This window comes from Streptomyces sp. CA-181903, assembly GCF_050937075.1.
In the GTDB taxonomy this organism is placed as follows: domain Bacteria; phylum Actinomycetota; class Actinomycetes; order Streptomycetales; family Streptomycetaceae; genus Streptomyces.
Genome location: NZ_JBNJLY010000001.1, coordinates 3,993,923 through 4,019,730, shown reverse-complemented (window position 1 = coordinate 4,019,730; position 25,808 = coordinate 3,993,923). Strand labels below are relative to the sequence as shown.

At 72.0% G+C, this 25,808-nt stretch carries 24 protein-coding genes, 4 tRNA genes and 3 pseudogenes; 16 read left to right on the top strand and 15 right to left on the bottom strand.

Annotated elements, in window-relative coordinates:
* The first annotated feature begins 266 nt into the window (after window positions 1–266).
* Window positions 267–2,503: pseudogene (locus ACQEVS_RS17995) on the top strand (HelD family protein).
* A 182-nt stretch (window positions 2,504–2,685) separates the two neighbouring features.
* On the opposite strand, the gene ACQEVS_RS17990 reads toward ACQEVS_RS17995, so the two are convergent.
* The gene (locus ACQEVS_RS17990) at window positions 2,686–3,591 is read right to left on the bottom strand and encodes an alpha/beta fold hydrolase (RefSeq protein WP_433021600.1); all 906 of its coding nucleotides are present in this window, start codon (window positions 3,589–3,591) and stop codon (window positions 2,686–2,688) included.
* Between the two features lie 187 nt (window positions 3,592–3,778).
* On the opposite strand from ACQEVS_RS17990, the gene ACQEVS_RS17985 reads away from it, so the two are divergent.
* The 4 genes from ACQEVS_RS17985 (at window position 3,779) to ACQEVS_RS17970 (ending at window position 6,573) form a co-directional block, all read left to right on the top strand.
* Complete coding sequence (locus ACQEVS_RS17985; protein ID WP_433021598.1) at window positions 3,779–4,531, top strand: SDR family NAD(P)-dependent oxidoreductase; 753 nt, start codon at window positions 3,779–3,781, stop codon at window positions 4,529–4,531.
* A gap of 87 nt (window positions 4,532–4,618) precedes the next feature.
* Window positions 4,619–5,230, top strand: a complete 612-nt coding sequence (locus ACQEVS_RS17980) for an HhH-GPD-type base excision DNA repair protein (protein WP_433021596.1) — start codon at window positions 4,619–4,621, stop codon at window positions 5,228–5,230.
* 93 nt (window positions 5,231–5,323) lie between these two features.
* Complete coding sequence (locus ACQEVS_RS17975; protein ID WP_003986294.1) at window positions 5,324–5,620, top strand: type II toxin-antitoxin system VapB family antitoxin; 297 nt, start codon at window positions 5,324–5,326, stop codon at window positions 5,618–5,620.
* Window positions 5,621–5,901: 281 nt separating this feature from the next.
* Window positions 5,902–6,573, top strand: coding sequence for a LytR C-terminal domain-containing protein (locus ACQEVS_RS17970; RefSeq protein WP_433021594.1), 672 nt, complete (start codon window positions 5,902–5,904; stop codon window positions 6,571–6,573).
* Between the two features lie 215 nt (window positions 6,574–6,788).
* Here the strand turns inward: ACQEVS_RS17970 and upp are convergent, their stop codons facing one another.
* The gene (gene upp / locus ACQEVS_RS17965; protein WP_185942432.1) at window positions 6,789–7,424 is read right to left on the bottom strand and encodes a uracil phosphoribosyltransferase; all 636 of its coding nucleotides are present in this window, start codon (window positions 7,422–7,424) and stop codon (window positions 6,789–6,791) included.
* Window positions 7,425–7,562: 138 nt separating this feature from the next.
* Between upp and ACQEVS_RS17960 the strand changes: the two genes are divergently transcribed.
* The 4 genes from ACQEVS_RS17960 (at window position 7,563) to ACQEVS_RS17945 (ending at window position 9,391) form a co-directional block, all read left to right on the top strand.
* A complete protein-coding gene (locus ACQEVS_RS17960) occupies window positions 7,563–7,850 on the top strand; it encodes a hypothetical protein (protein ID WP_433021592.1) in 288 nt (95 codons plus the stop codon).
* A gap of 314 nt (window positions 7,851–8,164) precedes the next feature.
* Window positions 8,165–8,695: a hypothetical protein gene (locus ACQEVS_RS17955; RefSeq protein WP_433021590.1), complete on the top strand. Its 531-nt coding sequence runs from the start codon at window positions 8,165–8,167 to the stop codon at window positions 8,693–8,695.
* 45 nt (window positions 8,696–8,740) lie between these two features.
* Window positions 8,741–9,235: a tRNA adenosine(34) deaminase TadA gene (tadA, locus tag ACQEVS_RS17950; RefSeq protein WP_433021588.1), complete on the top strand. Its 495-nt coding sequence runs from the start codon at window positions 8,741–8,743 to the stop codon at window positions 9,233–9,235.
* Window positions 9,236–9,304: 69 nt separating this feature from the next.
* A tRNA-Ser gene (locus tag ACQEVS_RS17945) sits at window positions 9,305–9,391 on the top strand.
* 67 nt (window positions 9,392–9,458) lie between these two features.
* Here the strand turns inward: ACQEVS_RS17945 and ACQEVS_RS17940 are convergent.
* The 5 genes from ACQEVS_RS17940 to ACQEVS_RS17920 all read right to left on the bottom strand — a co-directional run bounded on the left by ACQEVS_RS17940 (window position 9,459) and on the right by ACQEVS_RS17920 (window position 13,512).
* The gene (locus ACQEVS_RS17940; protein ID WP_433027659.1) at window positions 9,459–10,223 is read right to left on the bottom strand and encodes an ABC transporter permease; all 765 of its coding nucleotides are present in this window, start codon (window positions 10,221–10,223) and stop codon (window positions 9,459–9,461) included.
* Window positions 10,224–10,270: 47 nt separating this feature from the next.
* Complete coding sequence (locus tag ACQEVS_RS17935; RefSeq protein WP_433021586.1) at window positions 10,271–11,242, bottom strand: ATP-binding cassette domain-containing protein; 972 nt, start codon at window positions 11,240–11,242, stop codon at window positions 10,271–10,273.
* A gap of 46 nt (window positions 11,243–11,288) precedes the next feature.
* Entirely contained in the window at window positions 11,289–12,125 is an 837-nt protein-coding gene (locus ACQEVS_RS17930) for a DUF4097 family beta strand repeat-containing protein (protein WP_433021584.1), read from the bottom strand.
* A gap of 105 nt (window positions 12,126–12,230) precedes the next feature.
* Complete coding sequence (locus ACQEVS_RS17925) at window positions 12,231–12,752, bottom strand: YlcI/YnfO family protein (RefSeq protein WP_433021582.1); 522 nt, start codon at window positions 12,750–12,752, stop codon at window positions 12,231–12,233.
* A 145-nt stretch (window positions 12,753–12,897) separates the two neighbouring features.
* Window positions 12,898–13,512, bottom strand: a complete 615-nt coding sequence (locus tag ACQEVS_RS17920) for an STAS domain-containing protein (protein WP_433021580.1) — start codon at window positions 13,510–13,512, stop codon at window positions 12,898–12,900.
* Window positions 13,513–14,135: 623 nt separating this feature from the next.
* Here ACQEVS_RS17920 and ACQEVS_RS17915 point away from each other — a divergent pair.
* The 4 genes from ACQEVS_RS17915 to ACQEVS_RS17900 all read left to right on the top strand — a co-directional run bounded on the left by ACQEVS_RS17915 (window position 14,136) and on the right by ACQEVS_RS17900 (window position 17,003).
* Window positions 14,136–14,378 (top strand): hypothetical protein, encoded by a 243-nt coding sequence (locus tag ACQEVS_RS17915; protein ID WP_433028178.1) that lies wholly within the window; start codon window positions 14,136–14,138, stop codon window positions 14,376–14,378.
* Window positions 14,379–14,592: 214 nt separating this feature from the next.
* Window positions 14,593–14,886: a Dabb family protein gene (locus ACQEVS_RS17910; protein ID WP_433021578.1), complete on the top strand. Its 294-nt coding sequence runs from the start codon at window positions 14,593–14,595 to the stop codon at window positions 14,884–14,886.
* Window positions 14,887–15,142: 256 nt separating this feature from the next.
* The gene (locus ACQEVS_RS17905; RefSeq protein WP_433027656.1) at window positions 15,143–15,970 is read left to right on the top strand and encodes an RNA polymerase sigma factor SigF; all 828 of its coding nucleotides are present in this window, start codon (window positions 15,143–15,145) and stop codon (window positions 15,968–15,970) included.
* Window positions 15,971–16,169: 199 nt separating this feature from the next.
* Complete coding sequence (locus tag ACQEVS_RS17900; protein ID WP_004943124.1) at window positions 16,170–17,003, top strand: RNA polymerase sigma factor SigF; 834 nt, start codon at window positions 16,170–16,172, stop codon at window positions 17,001–17,003.
* Window positions 17,004–17,356: 353 nt separating this feature from the next.
* Here ACQEVS_RS17900 and ACQEVS_RS17895 read toward each other — a convergent pair whose 3' ends face one another.
* The gene (locus ACQEVS_RS17895; RefSeq protein ID WP_433021576.1) at window positions 17,357–17,590 is read right to left on the bottom strand and encodes a hypothetical protein; all 234 of its coding nucleotides are present in this window, start codon (window positions 17,588–17,590) and stop codon (window positions 17,357–17,359) included.
* 255 nt (window positions 17,591–17,845) lie between these two features.
* Between ACQEVS_RS17895 and ACQEVS_RS17890 the strand changes: the two genes are divergently transcribed.
* A complete protein-coding gene (locus tag ACQEVS_RS17890) occupies window positions 17,846–18,349 on the top strand; it encodes a MarR family winged helix-turn-helix transcriptional regulator (RefSeq protein ID WP_433021574.1) in 504 nt (167 codons plus the stop codon).
* A 30-nt stretch (window positions 18,350–18,379) separates the two neighbouring features.
* A pseudogene (locus tag ACQEVS_RS17885) lies at window positions 18,380–20,013 on the top strand (MDR family MFS transporter).
* Between the two features lie 319 nt (window positions 20,014–20,332).
* Here the strand turns inward: ACQEVS_RS17885 and ACQEVS_RS17880 are convergent.
* The 7 genes and pseudogenes from ACQEVS_RS17880 to ACQEVS_RS17850 all read right to left on the bottom strand — a co-directional run bounded on the left by ACQEVS_RS17880 (window position 20,333) and on the right by ACQEVS_RS17850 (window position 24,931).
* Window positions 20,333–21,130, bottom strand: a complete 798-nt coding sequence (locus ACQEVS_RS17880) for a TetR/AcrR family transcriptional regulator (RefSeq protein ID WP_433021572.1) — start codon at window positions 21,128–21,130, stop codon at window positions 20,333–20,335.
* Window positions 21,131–21,194: 64 nt separating this feature from the next.
* Window positions 21,195–22,730 carry an MFS transporter gene (locus ACQEVS_RS17875; protein ID WP_433021570.1) on the bottom strand — a complete coding sequence of 512 codons (1,536 nt, stop codon included), beginning with the start codon at window positions 22,728–22,730 and terminating at the stop codon, window positions 21,195–21,197.
* 223 nt (window positions 22,731–22,953) lie between these two features.
* Window positions 22,954–23,253 (bottom strand): annotated as a pseudogene (locus ACQEVS_RS17870) (winged helix-turn-helix domain-containing protein); the annotation flags it as partial.
* Between the two features lie 165 nt (window positions 23,254–23,418).
* A complete protein-coding gene (locus tag ACQEVS_RS17865) occupies window positions 23,419–24,339 on the bottom strand; it encodes an amidohydrolase family protein (RefSeq protein ID WP_433021568.1) in 921 nt (306 codons plus the stop codon).
* A 93-nt stretch (window positions 24,340–24,432) separates the two neighbouring features.
* A tRNA-Met gene (locus ACQEVS_RS17860) sits at window positions 24,433–24,506 on the bottom strand.
* Window positions 24,507–24,553: 47 nt separating this feature from the next.
* Window positions 24,554–24,626 (bottom strand) — tRNA-Arg (locus ACQEVS_RS17855).
* Window positions 24,627–24,840: 214 nt separating this feature from the next.
* Window positions 24,841–24,931 (bottom strand) — tRNA-Ser (locus ACQEVS_RS17850).
* A gap of 207 nt (window positions 24,932–25,138) precedes the next feature.
* Here ACQEVS_RS17850 and ACQEVS_RS17845 point away from each other — a divergent pair.
* Window positions 25,139–25,720 (top strand): SSI family serine proteinase inhibitor, encoded by a 582-nt coding sequence (locus tag ACQEVS_RS17845; protein ID WP_433021566.1) that lies wholly within the window; start codon window positions 25,139–25,141, stop codon window positions 25,718–25,720.
* Window positions 25,721–25,808 lie beyond the last annotated feature (88 nt).

Here is a 25,808-nt window from a genome sequence, read left to right as displayed (position 1 = left end):
CGGTCCCGCCCCACCCCCGCTACCGTCCTACGACCCACGCTCCACGCCACGCCCCCACCCCACGCTCCGGACAACAAAAGGCGCCGCCCAAGAAAGATCAAAAGGGCGGCGCCAAAACAACAAATGCCCCGGCATATTGACAGCCGGGGCATTTCCTCGCGTATATTGATTGTTTCTATGCCGCACAGAAAACAAGGCATAGGGAAGCTTTGTAAGGCCATGATATCGGGGCGGGAGTCACAGTGTCAAACGCGTCGGCCCAGGAATTGCGCGACGAACAGGAATTCATCGACAACCTCCACACACGCCTCGCGGAACTCCGCGACGAGGCCGAAGCCGGGATGAACGCCGCCCTCGCCGCGCCGGGCGGCGGCACCTTCCAGGCCCGGCTGGAGCGCGATGTGCTGGTGGCCGAGCGGTCCGGGCTGCTGGCCGCGTTCAACGCCGGGGAGAACGGACTCTGCTTCGGCCGGCTGGCGTTCCGCGACGGCCGCGACCACCACATCGGCCGGATCGGCATCCGCCGGGACGACGCCGACCGGACGCCCCTCGTCGTCGACTGGCGGGCCGACGTCGCCCGGCCGTTCTACCTGGCGACGGGCCACACCCCCATGGGCCTGCGCCGCAGGCGTCACATCAGCACCGAGGGTCGCCGCGTCACGGCCCTCCACGACGAGATCCTGGACCTCACCGATCCCGAGCGCACCGGCCTGGAGGGCAGCGACGCCGACGCCGTCCTCCTCGCCGCGCTGGACGCCGCCCGCACCGGGCGGATGCACGACATCGTGCAGACCATCCAGGCGGAGCAGGACCGCATCATCCGCGCCCCACACCACGGCGTCATGGTGGTGGAGGGCGGCCCCGGCACCGGGAAGACGGTCGTCGCGCTGCACCGCGCCGCGTACCTGCTCTACGCCCACCGCGAGCAACTGGCCCGCCGCGCCGTGCTGATCGTCGGCCCCAACCCGGCGTTCCTCGGCTACATCGGCGAGGTGCTGCCCTCCCTCGGCGAGACGGGGGTGCTGCTCGCCACGCCCGCCGAGCTCTTCCCCGGCATCACGGCCACCGGCGCCGACACCCCGCGGGCGGCCGCGGTCAAGGGCGCCGCGGCGATGGCGGACGCGCTGGCCGCGTACGTCCGGGACCGGCAGACGCTGCCCGACCCGGAGATCGTGATCCCGCACGACGACGGCGACCTGGTACTGGACGAGGACATCGCGCGGGCGGCCCGCGACCGGGCGCGCGCCACGAAGCTGCCGCACAACCTCGCGCGCCCCACCTTCGCGTTCGCCGTGATCGACGCCCTGACCGCCCAACTCGTCGACCGCATCGGGGCCGACCCCTACGGGGGCCCGAACCTCCTCGGCCCGGACGACGCCGCCCAGCTCGGCAAGGCCGTCGCGGCCTCCCGCGACGTGCACGCCGCCATCGACACGTTGTGGCCGGCGCTCACCCCGCACCGGCTGGTGACGGACTTCCTCGCCGACCCCGCCGGCTGCCTCCGGCGGACGCCGACGCCATCCGGAGGGACGCCGGGCCGTGGACGCCGGCCGACGTACCGCTGCTGGACGAGGCCGCCGAGTTGCTCGGCGAGGACGACTCGGCCGCCCGCGCCGCTGCCGAGGCCGCCCGGCAGGAACGAATCGCCTATGCGCAGGGCGTGCTCGACATGTCGTACGGCTCCCGCACCCAGGAGTTCGAGGACCTGGAGGACGACGACTCCGAGGTGCTGGCCGCCCACGACATCGTGGACGCGGAGCGGCTCGCGGAGCGCCAGGAGGAGGCCGACCACCGCAGCGCCGCCGAACGCGCCGCGGCCGACCGCACCTGGGCGTTCGGACACATCATCGTGGACGAGGCGCAGGAGCTGTCCCCGATGGCCTGGCGGCTGCTGATGCGCCGCTGCCCGACGCGCTCCATGACACTGGTCGGCGACCCGGCCCAGACCGCCGAGCCGGGCGGCTGCGGATCGTGGGAGGCGGCCCTCGCGCCGTACGTCGGCGACCGCTGGGAGCACGTCCGGCTGGGCGTCAACTACCGTACGCCCGCCGAGATCATGGAGGTGGCGGCGGACGTGGTCCGGGCGTCGGGCGATCCGGGGTTCCGGCCGCCGCGTTCGGTCCGCTCCACGGGCGTCCGGCCCTGGGCGCGGCGGGCGGACGACGTGCCGGGCGCGGTCGCCGAGGCCGTGGCCGAGGCCGTCGCCGCGCAGGAGGACGGCCGGACCGCCGTCATCGCGCCGCGCGCCCTGCATCCCGCGCTGCTCGCCGCCCTTCCGGACGCCTCCGCCGGGGCCGCCCCCGATCTGACCCGGCCGGTGGTGCTGCTCGACCCCCGGCAGGCCAAGGGCCTGGAGTTCGACACCGTGATCCTCGCGGAGCCGGACGGGCTGGGGACCAGCGACCTGTACGTGGCCCTGACACGGGCCACCCAGCGGCTCGGGGTCGTGTACTCGGACTCAGGGGCGCTCCCGACCGGACTGGCGCCCCTCACAGGACCCTGACAGGGGCGCCCGCCCCCACCGGGCACGCCCCTGAGCGCCCCCAATACCCATCACGCCCGTCACAACCACCGCCCCCATCACCCCTATTGCCTCCGTCGCCCCGGAGCGGCGGTCCGTCCTCCCCCTCCAAGAGGGCGGCCCGCCGCTTCCGCGGCAGCCACGACGCGGCGGCCACCCGACCATCACTTCCCGGCAGAGCGGGCCCCCGAAAGGAACGCCATAATCCGCTCGTTGACCTCCTCCGGCGCCTCCACCATCGGGAAGTGGCCGACCCCCTGAAGCAGGACGCCGTCCGATCCCTCGGGGAGGGCGGCGACGATGTCCGCAAGAATCTCCTCGTCCACGACCGGGTCCTCGCTGCCGTGCAGGTAGAGGGTCGGCTGTGACGGCAGCTCCGCGAGCAGCCGGCCCATCTCCCAGTCCTCCGTGCCGAAGGCGTCCGACGGGAAGTTCTGCCGGTAAAGCCCCAGCCCCATCCGGAGGTTGGCGGGGTCGCGCAGCGCGTCCTTGCCCGCTAGCCGGTCCTCGGTGGAGTCGAAGCCCGGGACGTCACCGCTCCAGTGCTGCCACAGCCAGTCGAGGTAGGCGAAGTCGTTCGCGGGGACGAGCTGGTCGGCCACGCCCATCTGGAAGAAGTAGAAGTGGCTGTTCTTGTGGATCTGTTCGGGTACGGCGGCCCGGCGCTCGTAGAACCGCACCGGCGGCACGTCCGCCACGACCACCCGCGACCAGCGCTCGGGAGTGTGCGCGGCGGCGCCCCAGGTGGTGAAGCCGCCCCAGTCGTGCCCGATGATCACCGCGTCGCCGTCGCCGCCGAGCGCCTCGTGCAGCGCGTTGGCGTCCTCGATCAGGTCCTTCATCAGCATGCTGCCGTCCGCCGGCACCCGGCTGGGCGCGAAGCCCCGCATGTACGGCGCGACGGCCCGGTAACCGGCCGCCGCGAGCACCGGCATCAGGTGCCGGAACATCCCGGGCGTCTCCGGGAAACCGTGCAGGAGCAGGGCGAGCGGGCCCTCGCCCTGCTCCAGGTAGGCGAGTTCGACGCCGTTCACGGTGATGCGCTTGGTCTCCACGCGCTTGGTTTCCACGTACTTCCCCCCACAGAGATCGGTGGAGAACGCCCGCCTGTAATGAACGTTCTATCCAGACGCGAGTCACAGTAACACCACTGGAACGATCGCTCTAACCACTTCTCGTCACCCACGCGCCCCCAGGTGTGGGTCCCGCCCCCGCATGGGTAGCGAGTGGGGCGTCAGCCGACGCGAAGGAGGCACCGTGCGGATCAACGAGGCCGTCGTTCTGGTGACGGGCGCCAACCGCGGTATCGGGCGGGCCCTGGTCGCCGAGTTCCTGTCCCGCGGCGCCACCCGCGTACACGCCGCCGCGCGCGACCCCCGGACGCTGGAACCGCTGGTCGCCGAGGCCCCGGACCGGATCGTCCCCCTCACCCTGGACATCACCGACCCGGCCGCCGTCACGGCCGCCGCCGAGGCCGCGCCCGACGTGACGCTCCTGGTCAACAACGCCGGCCGGCACGGCATGGGCCACCTGCTCGACATGGACCTCGCCGACGTCGAGGCGGTCATGCGGACGAACTGGCTGGGCACCCTCCACGTCCTGCGCGCCTTCGCGCCCGTCGTGGAGCGCAACGGCGGTGGCGCCGTCGCCAACGTCATCAGCGTCGGCGCCTTCGCCGCCACCCCCGCGATGGGCGCCTACCCCGCGTCCAAGGCCGCGCTCGCCCTGCTCACCCAGGCCGTCCGGGTGGACCTCGCGCCGCGCGGGATCGCCGTGCACGCCGTCTTCCCCGGCCCCGTCGAGACGGACATGCTGCGCTACGCCGCCGGCGGTCTGCGCAGCCTCGGCGACATCCCCGCCGCGTCGGCCGCCGACGCGGCCCGGGCCATCGCCGACGGCATCGAGGCCGGCGACGAGGAGATCTTCCCCGACCCGTTCGCCCGGCAGGTCCAGGACCTCCTCCGGACCGACCCCAAGGGCGTGGAGCGGCTGCTCCTCTCCAGGGAGTGAGCATGGAACGAGCCATGAACAAGCACGGCTCCCACCCCTCCCCGCCCCCGCATGCGGCGCACACGCCCCCGAGAGACCATCGGTCCCATGGAGCACACCCTCCGGCTCGCCCAGCAGGAGGACGCCGACGCGCTGCTCTCCCGAAGCCCGCTCGCCGCCCTGATCGGGATGCTGCTCGACCAGCAGATCCCGATGGAATGGGCCTTCACCGGCCCGTACACCCTCGCCCGACGGCTCGGCCGCGACGACCTCGACGCGCACGAGATCGCCGCGTACGACCCGGAGGCGTTCGCGGAGCTCTGCGCCGCCAAACCGGCCGTCCACCGCTACCCGGCCGCCATGGCCGAGCGGATCCAGCGGCTCTGCCGCCATCTCGCCGAGCGGTACGACGGCGACGCGTCCGCCGTCTGGCAGGACGTCGCCACCGGCCCGGAACTGCTGCGCCGCCTCAACGACCTGCCGGGTTTCGGCCGGCAGAAGGCGCAGATCTTCCTCGCCCTGCTGGGCAAACGGCTCGGGGTGCGCCCCGAGGGCTGGCGGGAGGCCGCGGGCCCGTACGGCGAGGAGGGAAGCCACCGTTCGGTGGCGGACATCACCGGCCCGGACTCCCTGCACGAGGTCCGCGCGTTCAAGCAGGCGGCCAAGCAGAAGGCGAAACAGGAGAGGGAACGGGGAAAGGCGGCGGCGCCGAAGCGCTGAACGGGCCGCCGCTCCCGGTATGCGGCCGATTGTCGCCTTCCGACTCCCGCGCCATGGCTGCGCTCGGCACCACCGGCCCGGTAGGCTTTCCGTGTGATCTTCAAGCGCATCGGAAACGGTCGGCCGTACCCCGACCACGGCCGGGAAAGCACCCGCCAGTGGGCGGACGTCGCACCGCGCCCGGTACGCCTTGACCAGCTGGTGACCACCAAGCAGCAGCTCGACCTGGAAACGCTGCTCGCGGAGGACTCGACCTTCTACGGCGACCTCTTCGCCCACGTCGTGAAGTGGCAGGGCGACCTCTACCTGGAGGACGGGCTGCACCGCGCCGTGCGCGCCGCGCTCCAGCAGCGCCAGGTGCTGCACGCGCGCGTGCTCGAACTGGGCTGACGCCCCGGGAACCGGCCGCGTGCCGGCCGCGTGCCGGTCCGGTCACCGCACCCGGTCACCGCTCCGGGCCGTCGTTCCGGTCACGCCGAGGCCGTCGCCGCGGTCGCCGCCGCGGTCATTCCTGCGGTCATTGCCGCGGCCATCGCTCCGGAAGGGCCGTCCCCCTTCCCACCCCTTCGTTCACGGCCACTTCCGGCCGTTATTGGCCCTTTTGGGTTGGGGTCGGCGCAACCGTTGATCATTTAGTAGGCACCGGCCCCCGCCCGCACTACGCTGCGCCCATGAGCATGCTCACCCCTCCTGGCATGGGCGGCAAGTACCGCATCACGGGCCGTCGGTTCCCGCATATGCGCCGGCCGAGGAACCCGCGGAGGGTCGTGCTCGCCGCGGTCGCCGCGGTGGCCGTCCTGGGGCTGGGCGGCTGGGGGACGGTCCAGCTCGTCGACGTCTTCTCGGGCGGGAGCGGCGGCTCCCCGCAGGCGGCCCGGAAGAACGCCGACTGCGTCCGGGACGGGCACGGCGACAAGACGGACGCCAGGGCCGCCGGCCGGCCGGTCCCCCGCGAACTGCCCCGGCCCGGCGACATCACCGTCAACGTCTACAACGCCACCCCGCGCAGCGGCCTGGCCAAGACGACGGCGGACGAGCTGAAGGCGCGCGGCTTCCGCATCGGCAAGGTCGGCAACGCCCCCGCGCCCTACGACAAGAACGTCGAGGGCACGGCGCTGCTGCTGGGCTCGCCCGACGCCGCCGAGGGGGCGATGCGCGTCCTGGAGGAGCAGGTCGGCGAGGCGGCGGTGAAGAGCGACGTCCGCAAGGGCACGGACATCGATCTGATCATCGGCACCGGCTTCAAGGAGCTCAGGCCCGCGCCGGACGCGAGCCGGGCACCGGCCGCGCCCAGGCCGGACCCGTCGTCCCCGGCGCCCTCGAAGAGCGCGGCGAAGTGCTGACCGCGGGCTGACGAAGCGCCGGGCGCCGGCTGGGACGCCGGCATCCGAGACCACGTCGGCATCCGAGACCCCGGCCCGCGCGGCCGGTACGCCGGTGAACCGGCCGAGTGCCCAGCCGGCCGGCCGGTGAACCACTCGGCCGCTCCGCTGGTCAGCCACTCAGCCGCTCGGCCGCTCGGCTGACCGGCTGACCGGCTGGTGAACCGCTCAGCCGGTCAGCCGGCCGTCCCGTACATCCGGTCGCCCGCGTCGCCGAGGCCCGGCACGATGTAGCCGTCCTCGTTGAGACGCTCGTCCACGGAGGCGGTGACGACGGTCACCGGCGTGCCGGCGAGCTCGCGCTCCATGACCTCGACGCCCTCGGGGGCGGCCAGCAGGCAGATGGCGGTGACGTCGTCGGCGCCGCGCCCGATCAGCTCGCGGATGGCCGCGACCAGCGTGCCGCCGGTGGCCAGCATCGGGTCGAGCACGTACACCTGGCGGCCCGAGAGGTCGTCCGGCATCCGCGTCGCGTACGTCTCCGCCTTGAGGGTCTCCTCGTTGCGGATCATGCCCAGGAAGCCGACCTCGGCCGTGGGCAGCAGCCGGACCATGCCGTCGAGCATGCCCAGGCCGGCCCGGAGGATCGGCACCACCAGCGGGCGGGGGTGGGACAGCTTGACGCCCGTGGTCGCGGTGACCGGCGACTCGATGTCGACCTGTTCGGTCCGCACGTCCCGCGTGGCCTCGTAGGCGAGCAGGGTGACCAGCTCGTCGGCGAGCCGCCGGAACGTGGGGGAGTCGGTGCGCTTGTCGCGCAGCGTGGTGAGTTTGTGCGCCACCAGCGGGTGGTCGACGACGTGGATCCGCATGACATCGACATTATCCGAGCTTTCGGACACCGGCTCCCGGCCCCTCGGTGGCATCACACCACCGCTGAGGGGGAAAGTGGGCACGTACGCCCGGCCTGCTCCGCCGGGCGAGACCCTCGGCACGAGGTGGTGCTGCACATGGCCGAGCGTGACGAACGCGGACCAGGAGCCCGTAAAGGGCCCCAAAGCCCGGCGGAACCGGCCGTTTCGGGAAAACGACCCAGGGAGCGTCCCCGGGAGCGCTCCCGGGAACGCCCGCAGGACCCGGACACCCCGCTGGACGACGACGCGGAGCGGAGGCGCCGGCGCGCCCAGTTCCTCCGTGAGCTGAACGAGGCCCGGGAGCTCCGCGACCGGGTGCAGCCGCGCCGCGCGCGGGCGGCGCGAATGCGCCAGCAGATGCGCATGCGGACGTTCAGATGGTGAGCTGAGCGGGCGGCGGCGACCGCCGCCCCGGTGACGGCCGTCACGTCGCCGCCGTTCCCCGCGGCACGCCGCCGCCGTTTCCCGGAAGGCGCTCCGGGACGGCTTCGAACACACCCCGGATGGCCGCCCGGGAGCGCCCCCACGGGACGGCGCCCCCGGAACGTCCCCGGAGAAGTCCCGGGAATCTCTCGGACTACTGCACGACGCAGCGCGGAAGACCTCTCGCAACGGCCGGGTTTCTGCCACGATTCCGAGTGGGCGGGGTGCTGTCCCCGTCCGGCCCGGCACCGCCTATGACCAGTGGGAGAGTCACGGTGTACTTCGCCGCATTGCTCGCGCGCTCCGACGACGGGTGGGAAGCGAGCGACACAGACCTCGACAACGTGGAAACCCTGTCCGACCTCGTCGACCTGGCCCGTGACGCCTCGCTCGACGACGAGACCGTCCTGGTGTTCATCGAGCAGGAGGACGCCTGGTTCGGCATCGTCCGGGTGGACGGCGAGGACGACCCGCGGATCTTCCTCTCCGACAGCCTGCTCGCCAAGCGGAGTTCCTACGGCTCCATGCTCGTCGACGAGCTCGTCGGCCGCGACGACAGCGACGCCGACGACCTCGACACCCTCGACCTCGACGGCACCGAGGACGGCGAGCCGGAGCCCGTCGAGGACGAGGCCGACACTGCGGAAGCCGCCGCGGCGGCGGTGCCGAGCGGCCCGCTGGGCGACCCCCGGCTGCTGGAGGACGCCGGCATCGGCGAACGGCAGCTCCTCGCCCTGAACGGGGACGCCCTCAGCGAGATCGCGGACGCCCTCGGCTGCACCGACGTCCTGGAGGCCGTCCGCTGACGGGCGCGGGGGCGCGGGCCGGCGGGGCTCGCCCACACTGGTGCCATGAACGACGCCGCCCCCGGCCGCCCGCCCGGTCCCGACCCCGTCCGCGATCCCTGGCTCCCCGCGATGCGGGCCGCCCTGGAGGAGGCCGCGCGCGCCCCCGGAACGGGTGACGTCCCGGTCGGGGCCGTCGTCCTGGCCCCGGACGGCACGGTCATCGGCCGCGGCCGGAACGAACGCGAGGCCACCGGCGACCCCACCGGCCACGCGGAGGTGCTCGCCGTCCGCGAGGCCGCCCGCGCGGTCGGCGAGTGGCGCCTGTCGGGCTGCACCCTGGTCGTCACCCTCGAACCGTGCACGATGTGCGCCGGCGCCATCGTCCTCTCCCGGCTCGACCGCGTCGTCTACGGCGCCGCCGACCCGAAGGCGGGCGCGGCGGGCTCCCTCTGGGACGTGGTCCGCGACCGCCGCCTCAACCACCGCCCCGAGGTCATCGCCGGCGTCCTCGCCACCGAGTGCTCCACCCTCCTCACCGACTTCTTCCGCACCCGCTGAGCCCCCTCCACCCCGCTCTCCGAAGAACCGATTTCGGACCACGGCCACTCGTCCGCTAAGCTCTCTCTCGGTAGCGTGTCCGAGCGGCCTAAGGAGCACGCCTCGAAAGCGTGTGAGGGGGCAACTCCTCCGTGGGTTCAAATCCCACCGCTACCGCTTCAAGCCCGAGGGCCCAACGTGATCCATGTGATCGCGTCGGGCCCTCGGCGTTTTCTGTGTGGCGTCATTCCTTCCGGGTGGTGGTGTCCGTGCCGCGGTGGAAGACCGTGCGGGCCCAGAGGTAGCCGGTCAGGGTGAGGGCCAGGCACCAGGCGACCGCGGTGATGCCGCTGGTGCCGATTTCCGTGCCCGTCAGGAGGCCGCGCAGGGTTTCCGTGACGGGAGTGAAGGGCTGGTACTCGGCGAACCAGCGGAGGCCCGTGGGCATGGAGTCCGGGGGGACTACGGCGCTGCCGAGGAAGGGGAGGAACTGGAGGGGCATGGGGATGTTGCTGGCCGACTCCGGGTTCCTGGCCACCAGGCCGATGCCGGCCGCGAGCCAGGTGAGGGCGAAGGTGAGCAGGGTCAGCAGGCCCGCGGCGGCGAGCCACTCGACCGGGCCCGCGTGCGGCCGGAAGCCGACGAGCAGGGCGACGGCGACGACGCAGACGATGCTCAGCATGGTCTGGAGGGCGCTGCCGGCCACATGGCCGGTGAGGAAGGCGGACCGCGAGATCGGCATCGTCCGGAAGCGGTTGACGATCCCCTCGGTCATGTCGACGCAGACCCCGACGGCGGTCACCAGGGCGCCGGAGGTGGCGGCCATGAGGATGATGCCGGGCGCGAGGTAGTCGACGTACTCGCCGCCGGAGGCCGGGCCGTCGATGCCGGCGCCGAGGGTGCCTCCGAAGACGTAGGTGAAGAGGAGCAGCATCAGCACCGGCGTCAGCACGACGGAGGCGGTCAGGGACGGGTAGCGCCGGGCGTGGGTGAGGTTGCGGCGCAGCATCGTCAGGGAGTCGGCGACGGTGTGGGTGAGGGTATGGGTGGGGCCGGTCACCGTACGGGCTCCTTCGGGCGGCCGGTGAGGCTGAGGAAGACGTCGTCGAGGTCGGGGGTGTGCACGGTCAGCGACTCGGCGCGGACCGCCGCGTGGTCCAGGACGTCGAGGACGGCGCGGAGGGTGGGGACGCTGTCGTCGCCGGGGATGCGGAGGGTGAGGTTCTCGTGGTCGGCGGTGCCGGTGGTGAACGCCGTGGTGGCCGCCGCGAGTCCGACGGCGTCGGCGAACCGGAGGCTGATGTGGGCGCCGGGCACCCGGCGCTTCAGTTCTCCGGCGGTGCCCTCGGCGACCAGGCGGCCGCCGTCCAGGACGGCCATGCGGTCGGCGAGCCGGTCGGCCTCTTCCAGGTACTGCGTCGTCAGGAACACCGTGACGCCGTCGTCGTCGACCAGTTCCCGGATGATCTCCCACATGACGCGGCGGCTGCGCGGATCGAGGCCGGTGGTCGGTTCGTCGAGGAAGACGACGCGCGGCGCGCCGACGAGCGTCATGGCCAGGTCGAGTTTGCGCCGCATGCCGCCGGAGAACGTGGCGGCGGTCCTGTCGGCCGCGTCGGTCAGGTCGAAGCGGTCCAGGAGGTCCTCGGTGCGGAGGCGGCCCTCGCGGCGGCCGAGGTGGTGCAGGTCCGCCATGAGCGTCATGTTTTCGCGGGCGGTGAGCAGGTTGTCCACGGCGGAGAACTGGCCCGTGACGCCGATGTGAGTGCGGACCGCGTCGCGCTCGAGGAGCAGGTCGTGGCCCGCGACCCGGGCCTCGCCGGCGTCGGGGGCGATGAGCGTGGAGAGGATGCGCACGGTGGTGGTCTTGCCGGCGCCGTTCGGGCCGAGGAGCGCGAAGACCGTTCCCGCCGGGATGCGCAGGTCGATGCCGTCCAGCACCGGCCGGCCGCCGTAGCTCTTGCGGAGGCCGGTGGCACTGATTGCCGCCGTGCCGGGTGGTACGGGGGATGTCGGTGGTGCGTTCATGACGTTCTGCCCTTCTGTGGGTGAGAGGTCACGAGCGGGCGGACGGTCAGGGGCGGCGGATCTCGATGTCGCCGATGCCGGTGCGGGCGCGGACCTCGACGGTGTGCTCGGCCCCGCCGGGGCCGTCCGACGGGCTGAGCAGGTTGCGGACGCTGCCGAGGCGGGTGTCGACGTCGAGCCAGGCGGCCGTGGCCGGGCCGATGCCGACCTCCAGGTCGCCGGCCGAGGACTGGAGGGTGACCCGGCCGCGGACCACCTCGTCCAGCCGGATGCCGCCGTTGGCGGACCGCGCTTCGACGTCCCCGCGGGCGGCGCCGACGGTGATGGGCCCGTTCGACGAACTGATCCGGAGGTCGCCGCCGACCTCGCCGAGCACCGTCTCGCCGTTGAGGTTCTTGACCGTGGCGGCGCCGCCGATCGATCCGGCGTCGATCGGGCCCGCGCCGACGAGTTCGGCGTCGCCCCGCGCGCGGTCGAGCCGGATGCCGCCGTGGCTCGTCCGCAGCCACGCCGCCGCCGTCTCGCCGGCACGGACGTGCCCGGTCGAGGTCTTCAGCCGGCAGTCGCCGAGGCGGCCCTCGCAGAGGAGGTCGCCGATGAGCGCGGTGGCCCGCACGTCGGAACCGGCCGGCAGCTCGATCCGTACCTCGACCGAGCCGGTCGGGCCGAACAGCGACCGCTGCCGGGGCCCCTTGACCAGCAGCGCGCCGTCCGAGCAGGCGATACGCGTCTGCGCGGCCGCCCGGACGTCCACCTCCTCGCCGGGGTCGGTCGGCAGGACCTCGACGACGGTGTCCCTCCGGTCGCCCGCGACGACACGGAGCAGTCCGATGTCGAACTCGACGGTGGCGCCGACCGGTTCGGGCGTCTCGAAAAAGGGCATGGCTGTGCCGTCCTCATGACTGGGTGGGAGGCGAAACAGGAAAGGACGCCGGTGGCGCCATGGTGGCACCACGCTGATGTCAGGCGCGTGCGGCTCGGCGCCGGGCTAGCGGACCCAGCCCGTGAAGCTCTGGCCCCGGTGCCGCGTGGGGCCCGCCGGGCGGCCGGCGCGCTCGCCGGTCTCCAGCGCGGCGGCGACGGCCCGGACCAGCCAGGCGTTCACCGACAACCCCTCCTGGGCGGCAGCCTCCTCGGCCCGCGCCTTGAGGTGCGCGGGAAGCCGCAGGTTGACTCGGGCGGTGCCGCCCTCGTCGCCGTCGCCCTGCGCGGGGGCCGCCGGCAGGGCGGTGGCGGGCACCGCGGCCTCCGCGTAGGGGCCCTGGGCCGGTGGCGGCGAGACCACGAACTCCGGGTCCAGGCCGCGGAGTCGTACGTCGACCGAGCCCGGCGCCAGGTCGCGGGTGACCTCCTCCATGGCGGTGGAGAGCGCGTTCAGCAAGGTGAGCCGGGCGGCCGACTCCAGTGGCGCGGACAGCCGTTCCGCCAGGGCGCGCGCGTCGTCCCCGCCCGCGCTCGCGGCGACCGCGAGCTCCCGGCGGAGGGTGTCGACGTAGGGAGTGAGGTCCATGGCGTCACTATGGCGCCAGAATGGCGCCACCGCAAGGGAGTTGGCATCACTCGCGCTATCGCGGAGGCTCGTGACATGCCGCGCGGGTGGGCGGAGGCGCCTCTCCGGCCGCCGCCGCGCCACCCTCCGCCCGGCCCGGAAACCGCTACGCCGGGACGCTTCCGTCCCGCGGCCCGCACGCCACCTCGTTCTCGTCGGGGACGGCGGGGGCTCCGGCCGCCGAACACGGCGCCGCGGGCGCGCCCGGAGCGCTTGAAGCGCCCGGAGCGCCCGGAGCGTTTGAAGCGTTTGAAGCGCTTGGACCGCCGGGGGCTTCCGGCGCTCCGGCGCCGGTCGCGACCGGCGCTCCGAGACCGCCCGGCAGGCCCGATGGCGCGTCGGGACCGGCCGGCAAGCCCGGTGCCGCGTCGGGACCGGCAGACTGGCCCGGCGGCGCGTCGAGCCAGTGGAAGGCCGGCTCCAGTCGCACGATGCGGATCACCTTGGACACCCGGGGGCCGCCCCGCACCACCCGCAGCCGGCCGCCGCCGCGGGCCACCCTGTTGCGGGCGCGGAGCAGCAGGCGGAGGCCGCTCGCGTCCAGGAAGGTCACACCGCGCAGGTCGATGACGAGGTCGGCGCGGCGGCGTCCGGCCAGTGCCTCCAGCCGGGGGCCGAGCTCCTGCTCGGCCAGGATGTCGATCTCTCCGGACAGTTCAATGGTGACCGCTCCCCCCGCCACACGCTCCCGCATGGTGAAGGCGAGCTCGTACCCGCCCATGCGAACCTCACCGTTCTCCCTCACTCGGTACCGCAGCACACCGGATCCCGTTCCCACGCGACAGCACCGGGACGGCCGCTCCGGCGAGCCGGTGAGCGCCTCGGGCCGTGTGCCTTTCTGGTGCCCCGGCACCGGGCTCTTCTCACCTCAACTGACCCAGAGTTCATCCGTGTTGGAAATTCCCGCGGTATCACCGGGAGGGTTGTACGGATTCGGGCGGCGGTATCGCCGGAATTGCGCGGGCATGGCCGGAGTGGGACGAAGAGACGGCGGAGGGGCCCGAACGCGGGGAGGAGGGGGAAGGCGGGGGAAGCGGCATCGGGGGGACAAGCCGCTTCCCCCCATGAGGACACGGACCCCGAGTACGGGCCGCAGTCAGGGGGAAGCTCGCGGCCCGGACCCCGCAGAGGGGTTCCATGTCCCAGGCCCGTCGGATTCCTGCCAGATCCGGCGGGCGCTCCCCCATCCTCCGCTCCGGAAAACGGCGGACGGGTGGGCGAAGGACCCCCTTCGCCGGGGCTTAAGTCCTTAAAGGTGGCGTGAACGGTCGCCGTCAGGGGACGGCCGCCCGGCGAAATCCCCGGCGATCCGCACCGGACCGGCTCCTCCGGCTTCGTTCATCTGTGCGGATAGACTCTCGCAAGCGCTACGGGGACTTCGACGAGAAGGAACGAAAGAAAGCGGACGGGGAGGCGCACGGCATGGCGCAGGCCAAGAAGATCACGTTCTGGGTGCTCGCCGTTTTCATCGGCTACACGATCATCCATTCCCCGGCCAGGGCGGCGGAGCTCGTCCAGATAGGCTTCGAGGGGATCTCGGACGCCGCCAAGAGCATCGGCGAGTTCATGACCGAGCTGATCAAGTGAGCCCCCGTCGGCCGGAGCCCCCGGACGCCACGGGCCCTGACGCCACAGGCCTTGGCGTCACAAGCCGTGACGCCACAAGCCTTGGCGTCACAAGCCGTGACGTCACAGACCCTGCCGTCACAAGCTCTGTCGTCACAGACCCCGGCACCGCAGGTCCCGCATCCCCCTTCGTACCCCCCTTCGCACCCCCCGTCGTCCGGAAGGCGGCCGTCCGATGATCCGTCACCTCGTCCTGTTCAAGCTCAACGAGGGCGTCGAGCGCGACGACCCCCGCGTCCGCGCCGGCGTCCAGGCGTTCGAGAAGCTGGGCGGGGAGATCCCCGAGCTCCGCTTCTGGGAGTGCGGCTGGAACGTCTCCGAGCGCCCGATCGCGTACGACTACGCGATCAACTCCGCCGTCGAGGACGCCGACGCCCTCCAGCGCTACCTCGACCACCCGGCCCACCAGGCGGGGGTCGGGCTGTGGCGGGAGTTCGCCACGTGGGTGATCGCCGACTATCCGTTCTGAGCCCCGTTCTCCGCCGGAGCCCCGGCGCGGGCCCCTCGCCACCACGGCGAGGGGCCTTTTTCGCGCGGTCAACACGGCGTTATGCGGTGCTTGCACACAGTGGACATGTCTTGTGATGCTATGACCGCTTTTGACGGATGAGTTGACCTGGAGCTGACCGCGAAGGGGTGGTGTGACCGTGCCGGCCCGTACAGCGTCAGAGGAGACCTCGGCGTCAGAAGAGAACCCCCCGCCACCGCGGGAACCCCGGAGGGAGATCCCGCGAGAGGCCCCTCGGGAGGCCCCGCAGGAGGCGCCGCGGGAACCGCAGACGCGGGAGAGCCGGGGCGCGGACGCCCGGGCGCTGACGCAGGTGCTGTTCAAGAAGTTCGCCACCCTTGAGCCCGGCACGCCGGAGCACGCCCGCGTGCGCGCCGCCCTCATCGAAGCCAACCTCCCCCTCGTGCGGTACGCCGCGGCGCGTTTTCGCAGCCGCAACGAGCCCATGGAGGACGTCGTCCAGGTCGGCACCATCGGCCTCATCAACGCCATCGACCGCTTCGACCCCGACCGAGGGGTGCAGTTCCCGACGTTCGCGATGCCCACCGTCGTCGGCGAGATCAAGCGTTACTTCCGCGACAACGTGCGGACCGTGCACGTACCGCGCCGGCTGCACGAGCTGTGGGTGCAGGTCAACGGCGCCACCGAGGACCTGACCGTGCTGCACGGCCGGTCGCCGACCACCGCCGAGATCGCCGAGCGCCTCAAGATCGGCGAGGACGAGGTGCTCGCCTGCATCGAGGCCGGGCGCTCGTACCACGCCACCTCGCTGGAGGCCGCCCAGGAGGGCGACGGGCTGCCCGGACTGCTGGACCGGATCGGGTACGAGGACCCCGCGCTGGCCGGGGTCGAGCACCGCGACCTGGTGCGTCACCTGCTCGTCCAGCTGCCGGAGCGCGAGCAGCGCATCCTGCTGCTGCGCTACTACAGCAATCTGACGCAGTCGCAGATCAGCGCGGAGTTGGGGGTGTCGCAGATGCACGTGTCGCGGCTGCTCTCACGGAGCTTCGCCCGGCTGAGATCCGCAAACCGTATCGATGCTTAACCCTTGTGGGTGACACCCTCTCCGGACTCCCCGGCAGATATGTCGACTTGACGCTACAGCGCGTTGCCGACATGTGACATTCTGCTGGAACTGCGTTTGCCACAGCGCAGCCTCCGGTATTCAGGGTGGGGGCTGCATCCTCGGCCGAATCCGCGGCCGGGGCTGTGCTGTGATCCGTCCGCGACCTCAAGGGGGTGGCATGTCCGTAGACCTGGGCAGCGCGAAGGTGCTCACCAACGACGCACCGCACGCCGTGCTCGACGACTGCGAAGCCATCGACACCCGCACCCTCTCCCGCTCCCTGTTCCTGCGGCTGGCGGCCCTGGACCGGGACAGCGCCGAGCGTACGTACGTCCGTGACACCCTCATCGAGCTCAACCTCCCCCTCGTGCGCTACGCGGCGGCGCGGTTCCGGAGCCGCAACGAGCCGATGGAGGACATCGTCCAGGTCGGCACCATCGGACTGATCAAGGCCATCGACCGGTTCGACTGCGAACGCGGGGTGGAGTTCCCGACGTTCGCGATGCCCACGGTCGTCGGCGAGATCAAACGCTTCTTCCGGGACACCAGCTGGTCGGTGCGGGTGCCACGGCGCCTGCAGGAGCTGCGGCTCGCCCTGACCAAGGCCAGCGACGAGCTCGCGCAGAAGCTGGACCGCTCCCCGACGGTGCCCGAACTGGCCCTGTGCCTGGGCGTCTCCGAGGAGGACGTGGTCGACGGGCTCGCGGTGGGCAACGCCTACACGGCCAGCTCGCTGGACTCGCCCTCACCGGAGGACGACGGCGGCGAGGGCTCGCTCGCCGACCGGCTGGGTTACGAGGACACGGCGCTGGAGGGCGTCGAGTACCGGGAGTCGCTGAAGCCGCTGCTGGCCAAGCTGCCCCCGCGCGAGCGCCAGATCATCATGCTCCGCTTCTTCGCCAACATGACGCAGTCGCAGATCGGCGAGGAGGTCGGCATCTCCCAGATGCACGTCTCCCGGCTGCTCACCCGGACGCTCTCCCAGCTGCGCGAGGGCCTCATCTCCGACTGAGCCGCCTCGTCCACCCTTCGCAGGCAGGACGGACCACCACCGGTCGACCGACCCCCGGTACGGCAGCGGCGGGCCGCGGCACGCAGGTCGCGGCGGGGGCCGCCGGGCCGTCCGGCTGGTACGCGGCGCCTCCGGCGCCGGCACGCCCGGCCCGCCGCCCCACCCATGGACGGCCGCGGGGCCGGCGCCTCATCCCGCCCGGCGGACACCCCGCCCCCGGGGAGGCACCCGTCGCGTGCGCACACCTCCGCAGCGAGCCGGAAGAGCCCCCGGGCGAACCGGAAGGGCCGCGCCATCGCCTCGCGCCGCCGCCTTGCGCCCGCTGCCCAGCGTCCCTGCCGCGCGCCCCAGCCTCAGCCGAGCGCGAGCCAGGCCACCGCCGCCACGACCGCCAGCGCCGCCACGACGCCCACGATCAGCCCCACCCGGGGGCCGGACGAGGACGAGCGCCCATGGCTCGCCGGAGCGGCCGCACGCGGCCCGGGAGCGCCCTCGTCGACGAAGGCGCGGAACATCTGAGTGCTGCCCGCCGGGTCGTAATTGCCCTCGGGACGCTGCTGATGCGGCTGCTGATGGGGGTTGGCCATGGACCAGGACCCTAGCGAAGACGGACCGGCCCCCGCGCGCGGGGCACCGCTCCCGCGCCCTCGGCCGACCCGCACCCCCGCGGCCCCCGCCACGCGCCCCCACCGCCCCCGCCCACCAAGGCGCCGCGCTCCGTCACGCGCTCTTCACTCATCGTTTTATCGTTGAACTTGACCCCTCCTTTACCGCTTTTCGTTTGCCTTCAGCAACCAACAACCTCTATGGTTGCCCTAAGCAACTTAAAACGGGAGGATCCGTTGGCCGCGCACGAGCAGTACCAGGAGCTCGCCCAGCAGCTCAGCGCCATCGGCGTCATCAAGCGCGGCCTCGCCCGGGTCCTTCCCCCCGACTGCCCGCCCACCTCGGTCATCGTGCTCACCCTGCTCAAGCGGTACGGCGAGATGCGGATGAGCAAGCTCGCGGAGCTGCTGGTCGTCGACATGTCGGTGACCAGCCGCCACGTGGCGTACGCCGCGGAACGGGGCTGGCTCGACCGGCAGCCGGACCGGCTGGACAAGCGCTCCCGGCTGCTGCGCCTCACCCCCAGCGGCGAGGCGCTGCTGGACGACGTCAGCGCCCGCTACACCGAGGCCCTGGCGCACTGCCTGGGTGACTGGAGCGACGCGGAGATCACCCAGATCGTCGGCCTGCTCGGCCGGCTCCGGGAGAGCTTCGGCGAGTGCCACCGGCCCGTCGCCCCCGGCGGGGCCTCCCCGGCGCACGACCTCGCGGCCTGCCCGTCGGCCCGTACACCCCACTGACCGCCCGACAGCATCACGAAAAGGAAGTCCATGGCCAAGACCACACCGCCAGGTGTGCGGGACAGCCACACCGATCACGCACCGTCCGACGCGCCCGGCATCGACATGACGCACAGCCAGATCATGCGCGCGCTGTCCGGCCTGCTGCTCGGCATGTTCGTGGCGATCCTGTCGTCGACGATCGTCTCCAACGCGCTGCCGAAGATCATGCACGATCTGCACGGCAGCCAGTCCGCCTACACCTGGACCGTCACCGCCGCACTGCTCGCGATGACCGCGTCGACGCCGCTGTGGGGCAAGCTCTCCGACCTCTTCAGCAAGAAGCTGCTGGTCCAGGTCGCGCTGGTGGTCTACGTCGCCGGTTCCGTGGTGGCCGGTCTGTCGCAGAACACGAGCATGCTCATCGGCTGCCGTGTCGTGCAGGGCATCGGCGTCGGCGGTCTGTCGGCCCTCGCCCAGATCGTCATGGCCGCGATGATCTCGCCGCGTGAGCGCGGCCGGTACAGCGGTTACCTGGGCGCCACGTTCGCCGTCGCCACCGTCGGCGGTCCGCTGCTCGGCGGCGTGATCACCGACACCAGCTGGCTCGGCTGGCGCTGGTGCTTCTACGTCGGTGTGCCGTTCGCGGTCCTCGCCCTGATCGTGCTCCAGCGCACCCTGCACCTCCCGGTCGTCAAGCGGCAGGTGAAGGTGGACTGGCTCGGCGCGTTCTTCATATCCGCCGCCGCCACGCTGCTGCTGGTCTGGGTGACCCTGGCCGGCAAGAACTACGACTGGCTGTCCTGGCAGACCGCCGTCATGATCGGCGGATCCGTCCTGCTGGGCGCGATCTTCATCCTGGTCGAGTCCAAGGCCGCGGAGCCGATCATCCCGCTGCGGCTGTTCCGCAACAAGACGATCGCCCTCGCCTCGGCGGCGAGCCTCTTCGTCGGTGTGGCGATGTTCGCCGGCACCGTCTTCCTCTCGCAGTACTTCCAGCTGGCCCGCGGCGAGACGCCGACCATGTCCGGCGTCATGACCATCCCGCTGATCGCCGGTCTCTTCATCTCCTCGACCGTCTCCGGTCAGGTCATCACCAAGACCGGTCGCTGGAAGGCATGGCTGGTCTCCGGTGGCGTCCTGCTCACCGCCGGTCTGGGCCTGCTGGGCAGCATCCGGTACGACACCCCGTACTGGCAGCTCGCCTGCTACATGGCGCTCATGGGCCTCGGCATGGGCATGATGATGCAGAACCTGGTGCTCGCCTCGCAGAACCAGGTCGCCCCCAAGGACCTCGGCGCCGCCAGCTCGGTCGTCACGTTCTTCCGCTCCCTCGGTGGTGCGGTCGGCGTCTCGGCGCTGGGCGCGGTCATGGCCAACCGGGTCACGGACTACGTCAAGGACGGTCTGACGCCCTCGGCCCGAAGGGCGCGGCCATCGCCAAGCAGGGCGGGGGCGGCGGCGGTATCCCCGACGTCAAGCACCTACCCGAGCCGCTGCGTTCGATCATGGAGAGCGCCTACGGGCACGGCGTCGGCGACGTCTTCAGCTACGCCGCCCCGACCGCGCTGATCGCCTTCCTGCTGACCCTGTTCATCAAGGAAGTGGCCCTCAAGGGCCGGCCCGGCGCGCCGGCGGACACCTCCGCCCCGGCGAAGGACGCCGAGCCCGCGAACGCGGCCTGAGGCCCCGCGCCTCACAGACTCCGGCCGGGCGTCCACGAGCGGAGACGACCGGCCGGCGGCCCGGGGCCGAACGGCATGAGATGACCCCGGGCGAACGGCCCCGGAAGCGGTGCGCACACAAGGCAGGGGACGGCCTGCGCACGGCTTCCGGGGCCGAGTGCTTTCCCGCTCGCCGATGGTGAAGGCCCCCGTCCGCGAAGGAATCTCCTTCGCGGACGGGGGCCTTCCATGTCTCCGGAATGCATGTCTCCGGGACGCACGCGCGGGGCCTTCGGCGTCTCAGGGACGCGGGGAAGGGGCCTTCACCGTCTCCGGAACGTTACGGCGTCTCGTCCCGCACCCGGGCCCGCATCACCTCGATGCCCGCGATCACCGTGTCCAGCCCGACGGCGAAATCGCGCTCCCACATGTCGTCGAGCGACCCGTCGCGCACCCTGCGCGCCATCTCCACGCTCTCCTGGTACCGGTCCACGAAGTCCGCCCGCTCGGTCACCGTGTCCGTGATCTCCTTGAAGTACTGGTCCTGCTCGACGCCCGCTTCCCGGCAGCGCTCCGCGTAGAGCGTCTGGACGGTGGCGTAGCCGTAGACGAACTGGAACAGCGCGCCCAGCGAACCCGCGATCCGGCTCGGCTCGACCCCGCTGCGCCGGAGCACCCGGAGGGTGACGTCGGAGAACCGCATCGCCTTGGGGCCGATGTTGAGGTACTGGCCGACGAGCCGGGCCACCCACGGGTGCCGAGTGAGCACCCCGCGGTACTCGTGTGCGAGGTGCCGGAGCTGGTCGCGCCAGTCGGCGTCCGCGGCGTCCGGGTCGGGGAGCGCGATCTCGCCGCTCGCCTCGTCCATGGCCAGTTCGAGGAGGTCGTCCTTGTTGTCGACGTACCAGTAGACCGACATGGCGGTCACTCCCAGCTCCGCGGCCAGGCGGCGCATGGAGAACTTGGCCAGCCCCTCGGCGTCGAGCAGCCGGACGGCGGTGGCGATGATCCGCTCGCGGTCCAGCGAGCCCGGCTGCTCCCGGGACCGGTCCGCGGACGCCCTGCGCCGCGGCGAGGGTTTCTCCTCGGCCAGCCAGATGCTGGTCCTCGGGTACCCCGCGCGATTGCCGCCGGTCATGCGTTCCCTTTCCACCGCTTCGCTGCCCTGTCCCTGATGCTAGGCCCTGCCGACCACGCCGTTCTCAAACGCCCGGCCCCGCCGGGGCGGCAGCGGCGTCGGTCCGCTCGGCCCTGCGCAGCAGGAAGGCCGCCACGATGCCGCCCGCCAGCACGGCCGCCGCGCCGACCAGCTGGCCCGCCTGCACACCGGACCCGAACGCGTCCTGCACCTCGGAGCGCTGCGCGGCCGTCCGGGCCTTGCCCAGGGCCTCCGGCAGCGAACCGGCCCCGGCGGCGACGGCCGGGAGCAGCGCGGCGAAACGGGAGTTGAGCACCGCGCCGAGGACGGCGACGCCGAGCCCGTTGCCGAACTCCTGGAGCGTGCCGTTGACCCCGGCGCCGACCCCGGCCTTCTCCGGCGGGATGGCCGACATGATCGCGGTGGCCATGGCCGGCGAGGCCAGTGCGATGCCGGTGCCCATCAGGACCAGGCCGGCGAACATCCCGCCGTACCCGTGCGCTCCGGTCCAGGCGATCACGGCCAGGCCGGCGGCCAGCAGCGTCATGCCGCCGGCGATGGTGAACGGACCGCCGAGCTTCGCCATCAGCCGGGCGCCGACACCGGTGAGGTTGAGGACGACGATCATCAGGGCCAGCGGCGTCATCCGCAGCCCGGTCTCCAGCGGCCCGTAGTGCAGCACCAGTTGGAGGTGCGAGGTGAGCAGGAAGAACGATCCGCCCATGCCGAGCGCCACCAGGATCCCGCCCATGACGGCCGCGACGAAGCGGCGGTTGCGGAAGAAGTGCATGTCGAGCATGGGGTACGGGATGCGCAGCTCCCACAGCACGAACGCGGCCATGATCAGGAGGCCGGCGCCGCCGGAGAGCAGCACCCGGCCGGACGTCCAGCCGTGCTCCGGACCGGAGATGATCGCGAAGACGATGCCGGTCATGCCGAGGGTGGAGAGCAGGGCGCCGAGGAGGTCGGGGCGGTCGCCGGCCGGGTTCTTCGACTCGGGCACCAGCTTGAGGACGGCGACCAGGCCGACGACCGCCACCGGGATGTTGACCAGGAAGATCGAGCCCCACCAGAAGTGGTCGAGCAGGGTGCCGCCGATCAGCGGCCCGCAGGCGAAGCCCAGCGAACTCACCGCGCCCCAGATGCCGATCGCCTTGGTGCGCTCCTCGTCGTCGAAGACCTGGACGACGACGGCGAGCGTGGTGGTCATCAGCAGCGCGCCGCCGACGCCCATGCCGGCCCGCGCGGCGATCAACTGGCCCGTGGTCTCCGACAGTCCGGCGCCGAGCGAGCCGAGGCCGAACAGCGCGAGCCCGATGGCCAGCATCTTCTTCCGGCCGTAGCGGTCGGCGAGGTTGCCGGCGGTGAGCAGCAGACCGGACTGCACCAGCGAGTACGCGTTGAGCATCCACTGGATGTCGGCGGTCGCGGCGCCCATCTCCGTGGTGAGCGACGGGATCGCCACATTGAGAACGGTGTTGTCGAGCAGCACGGTGAGCTGCGCGAGGCATATGACACCCAGGATCACCCAGCGGGTGGGGTTACGGGCGGGGTGAGGTGCTTCCGAAAGGGGTGACGAGAGAGGGGTGGACGCCGCCATGGCGGGCTCCTTGCAGGGCAGGCCGACGTGATCGGTCTACACCGTACAAGCAGAGATCTACGGTGTACAGGTAATTCGTCGTACGCCGTAGAAGAAGTGTCGTCCGGGGGTATGTGCGGTGTGTGTGGGGGTGTGGCTTGCGGTGTGTGGCGTGGCGCGCGGGGTGCTGCGGGGGTGTGGGGGTGTGGGGGTGCCACGTACGACGTGTGGCGCACGGTGTGCGTCAGGGCGCCGGCTTCAGGACGTAGCCCATGCCGCGCCGGGTGTGGATCATCGGCGGCCGGCCGGCGTCGATCTTCTTGCGCAGATAGGAGATATAGAGCTCGACCACATTGCCCCGGTCGCCCCGGCCGAAGGAGTGCGCCCACACGCGGTCCAGCAGCAGCGTCTTGCTGAGCACCCGGCCGGGCTCCCGCATGAGCTGGCGCAGCAGCGCGTACTCCGTCGCCGTCAGCGGGATCGCCGTACCGCCGCGGATCGCCTCACGGTTCGTCTCGTCCAGGACCAGATCGCCTACGGCCAGGTAGGGCCGGGCACTTGGGGCTCCGAGAGCGGGGCGGGGGCGCGCTTCCGTCGATGCGATGGTCATGCTCATGAGAGTGCGCCGGGCCCCTGAGAACCGCCTTTCCGCCATCTGGGAAACGTCTGAGAATCCGGGCGAGGGGAGGGAGAGGAGTGGCGACCGCGGTCATCCGGCGGCCGGAGCTCCGCCGCCGTGGTCGTGGTCGTCCGGGGCCGGGACGCCGAGGAGCCGCGCCGCGTTGTCGTGGCACACTCCGCGCAGCCAGTCGTCGTCCTGCCCCAGCCGGGTGAGGGCGGTCAGGGCGTGCCCGTACCCGTAGGGGATGTTGGGGAAGTCGCTGCCGAACAGGATCCGGTCCCCCAGCGCCGCCAGCCGCGGGCGCTCCGCGACGGGGAACGGCGCCACGTCCTCGATGAAGTCGGTGAACGCCATGGTCGTGTCGAGGTGCACCCCCGGGTACCGCTCGGCCAGGTCGAGGAAGGCGCCGTACTCGGGGACGCCCATGTGGGCCACGACCAGCCGGAGTCGCGGATGCCGGGCCAGCACCCGCCCGATGGGCTCCGGGCCGGTGAACGGCCCCGGCACCGGACCGGAACCGCAATGCGTCACCACCGGCACACCCGCCTCGGCCAGCAGCCCCCACACGCCGTCCAGCAGGGGGTCGCACGGGTCGTAGGCGCCCACTTGAAGGTGCGCCTTGAAGATCCGGGCGCCGGCGTCGAGCGCCGTCCGGACCGACCGGACGGCTCCCGGCTCGGGGAAGAAGGTGGCGGTGTGCAGGCAGTCCGGCGTACGGGCGGCGAAGTCGGCCGCCCAGGTGTTGAGCCAGTCGGCCATGCCCGGCTTGTGCGGGTAGATCATCGACGTGAAGGCGCGCACCCCGAAGGCGCGCAGGGTGCGCACCCGGTCGTCCTCGGCGTCCCGGTAGGTGATCGGCCACGGGCGGCCGATCCGCTCGCCGGCCGCGTCGAAGTAGGACCAGACCTTGGTGAGGACGCGCTCGGGCATGAAGTGGGTGTGCACGTCGATGAGGCCCGGGAGGGCGAGGGCGCGCCAGAAGCGGATGATCTCGTCGTCGTCTCGCACGGAGCTCCCCTTCGGCGCGTCCGGGTCAGGGTCTGGATCCGGGTCCGGGAACGCCGAAGGCCCGGTACATGAGTACCGGGCCTTCGGATCGAGTAGCGGGGACAGGATTTGAACCTGCGACCTCTGGGTTATGAGCCCAGCGAGCTACCGAGCTGCTCCACCCCGCGACGGTCGGGAGACCGGGTCCAACACTCTGGTACCGGCCTCTCGGCTGTGCGCTCGGCAGGATTCGAACCTGCAACCTCTTGATCCGTAGTCAAGTGCTCTATCCGTTAAGCTACGAGCGCTTGGCTTCCCGGCGGACTTTCTTGCCGGTCGGCGTTGCGGGAACAACATTACATGAACTGCGCCGTGAGGCGAAATCCATTGCCATCACCCCGCCTGACCTGCGGAAACCCGGTCCGGGGCCTCCCAGCGACCCCATCGGCGACAGCCGCGGAAACCGCTCCGGGAACACGGAAAAGCCCCGGCCGTCGGATCGACGGCCGGGGCTCCCGGCTGCGGAGGCGGAGGGATTTGAACCCTCGATGGGCTTTAAGACCCAAACCGCATTAGCAGTGCGGCGCCATAGACCGGACTAGGCGACGCCTCCAGCACATCCGCGCGTGCGCGGATGTTGCGTGCAGATGATGACACAGCCCTGGGGCTCGCCACCAATCGCACTCTACGGTACCGGGCCCGACGGCCGCCGGGCAAAGCGGTTTCGGACGCGCAACGCACGGCGCATCCGGGCGTTAGAGGGGTGAGGATGCGGCCGGTCCGCCGGTCCGCACCACCCCGCGACCCACGGAGTCCCCGCATGCCGCTCCACCGTCCCCGTCCCTCCGGCCGTCCCGTCCTGGCAGCCGCCGCGCTCGTCCCGCTGCTGCTCCCGCTGATCGGCGCCTCGCCGGCCGCCGCCCGCCCGCTGCCGATCCCGCCGGGGCCCGGGGCGGTGCCGGCCACGGGGGCGGCACTGCCGGGCCCGGGTTCCGGATCCGGTTCCGAGTCCGGTTCCGGGTCCGGGTCCGGGTCCGGGTCCGGGCCGGCGCAGGGGAACACGCCGTGGGACCACCTCACGGTCGTGATCATCGACAGCGGACGGAGCGACGGCCGGTACGAGCTGCACTGCCACCCGACGTTCGGCACCGTCCCCGATCCACAGGGCGCGTGCGACCAGCTCGACGGGCAGACGCGCTGGGACCGTGACCTTTTCGCGCCGGTGCCGGCGGACGCGCAGTGCACGATGGTCTACGGCGGTCCGGAGCGGGCGCATGTGAGCGGGACGTGGGCCGGGCGGCCGGTCGACACGGACTTCAACAGGGTGAACGGGTGCGAGATGGCGCGCTGGAACCGGTTCTCCCGCCTCCTGGGCGAGCCCGCGCACCCGTCCGAGGGCTGACCCCTTCTACGTCTTCTACATCCGTGGCTGTCCCGTCCGAGGGCCGACCCTTCCGAGGACCGAATTCCCCCGCCCGAAAGCTGATCCG